This window comes from Mesorhizobium sp. M7A.F.Ca.AU.002.02.1.1, from assembly GCF_003998535.1.
GTDB classification, from domain to species: domain Bacteria; phylum Pseudomonadota; class Alphaproteobacteria; order Rhizobiales; family Rhizobiaceae; genus Mesorhizobium; species Mesorhizobium ciceri.
Genome location: NZ_RZPB01000911.1, coordinates 1 through 2,125, shown reverse-complemented (window position 1 = coordinate 2,125; position 2,125 = coordinate 1). Strand labels below are relative to the sequence as shown.

Here is a 2,125-nt window from a genome sequence, read left to right as displayed (position 1 = left end):
GCGCACGGCCGCGTCACCTCTCGCCTCGACGTCGGCGAGAATATTTTCAACGGTCAATCGCGTTCTGGCGTCGACCGCCGCCACTGTGCTCGCGTCCTGGCCGCGCTTGAGATAACTGGGCATGTTCGTCCTCGTTCTTGAAAAAGGTGGAGCGGGCGGCGTGACGCCGCCCGCCTTGGCCATTACGGATTGACGGTTGGCTGAACCTTGGTGAGCTTGTACTCGTCTGCCGGCGGCTCGCATTTCTGGCAGTTGATGCCGGGCTCGTCGGCGGCTTTCGGAACATCGGCCGGCAAAGGCTGGATGGTCGCGCCTGGGGTTGGCTTGCCTTCAAGCGCCGACTGGATGGAAAGCTCCGGCAGAAGCGTCGGGCTGAACACCTCCGTCACGAAGGAACTGGGCACGACGCCTTCCGGGAAGGCGTTGCAACCATCTTCGAACGTCTGGCCTTTGCACAGCTTGACCTGGTCGGCGGGCACCCATGGCAGAGGATATTCGATGTTGCCCGGCTTGAGATCGCGCTTTCCAGTCAGGGCTTCCATCATCAGCTTGAAAGCATAGCCAGCACTGGCCGGCGGCGAGCCGGCGGAAACGCCTTTCAGGCCACGCTTCTGGAAATCTGGATTGGCCAGCGCAAGGCGGAAGCCATTCGAGTTTTCGCCCGTCATCGGCACCAGTTTGCTTCCCTTGTCCATGAGGGCCTGGATCGCACCGTATTCACCGGCCTGAGCCCAGATGCCGTCGACGTCGGGATGCGCTGCGAGCGCCTTGGCTGTTTCCTGCTGGGTCGTACGGTCGTCCCAGAAGGAATAGTATTCGTCCACGACCTGTATGCCGGGGTACTTCTTGAAGACCGACATGGCTCCATCGGTGTGGCGCTTGTCGACCGAGTTGCCGGGAACGCCGCGGCTGAGGAAGATCTTGCCTTTGCCGCCGAGCGCATTGACCAGGGCCTGAGCGCTGTTCTCGCCAAAGCCAGCGGTAATGTAACTGACGTTGTAGGCGCAGGGCTCGGTGACCGTCGCGTCGTACATGAAGAACTTCACGCCCTTCTCGCAGCCTTTGTGGATGACGCGATTGAGGGCGGTGGAAGAAATCGGAAAGCTGATAATGCCGTCGGCTTTGGCGGCAATCATGCTCTCATACGCAGCGATCTGAGCCTGGGGATCCGTGCCCGAGATCACCTGGGTCAGTTCCACGGTCTTGTCGTAGGGTGGGGTGGCGGCAAGCGCCTTGACGATGTTGGCTGCCTCCGACTGCCAAGAGTTGCCGCTGTAGCTCATGCTCAGGTAGATTTTGAACTTCTTGTCCTGCGCTGACGCCGACGGGGCGGTGAGCGAAAGGCTGACCGCGGCAGTACAAAGAGCGGCTGCGCATAGACTTAGTTTTCTCTTCCAGTTTGGCATCGAAGGTCTCCCAGATCGTTGACCGCTTGTTGATGGGAACGTTCTCACTGAACGTCCCGGATCGCCGGGCGCGGGCGGTCTTTACCGCGCCAGTCGGCGTCTTAGGAACGCGAAGGTGTTTTCCCTCAGCAGGAGCAGGGCAATGAGGATGATCGAGCCCTCGATGACCGTGCGCCAGCCCTGTGGAATGCCAAGCGCCGAGATCACCGTACTCAACGCGGTGAGCAGGATGGCACCGCCTATCGTGGCGACGAAAGAGCCGCTGCCACCAAGAATGGACGAGCCGCCGATGACGACGGCCGCAATCGAGGGAAGCAGATAGTCGTCGCCCATGCGCAGCGTTGCGCCGTTTGCGTAGCCCGCCAGCATCATGCCGGCAAACCCGGATGCGGCTGCGCTCAGCATATAGGCGATCAGAACCGAACTGCGCACTGCAATGCCCGCGACATGAGCCGCGACCGGATTCGCGCCGATGGCTGTCAGGCGGCGACCGTAGGATGTTCGACCCTGCAGCACTGAGCCGAGGATGGCGAAAACCAGGATGAATAGGAGGATGACCGGGATGCCGATCCAACTCGCTTTCATCAGAGCGGTCAGGATTGGGGGAGCCGCGCCGCGCGGTGTGCCGCTCGTAAGCCCAAGTGCTGCGGAAGCGGTGATGATCCCCGTCGCCATGGTCATGATGAAGGGCGGGATACGCAGCAAGGTCACCCCAAGGC

General features: G+C 61.5%; 1 protein-coding gene and 1 pseudogene. Both read right to left on the bottom strand.

The window, feature by feature from the left end; genetic code table 11:
* Positions 1 to 182 precede the first annotated feature (182 nt).
* Entirely contained in the window at positions 183 to 1,406 is a 1,224-nt protein-coding gene (locus EN879_RS33175) for a sugar ABC transporter substrate-binding protein (RefSeq protein WP_127274570.1), read from the bottom strand.
* A gap of 81 nt (positions 1,407 to 1,487) precedes the next feature.
* A pseudogene (locus EN879_RS33170) lies at positions 1,488 to 2,125 on the bottom strand (ABC transporter permease); the annotation flags it as partial.

Excerpts from the sequence above, each read along its gene's own strand:
- EN879_RS33175 (WP_127274570.1), bottom strand. The coding sequence starts at position 1,406 with ATGCCAAACTGGAAGAGAAAACTAAGTCTATGCGCAGCCGCTCTTTGT.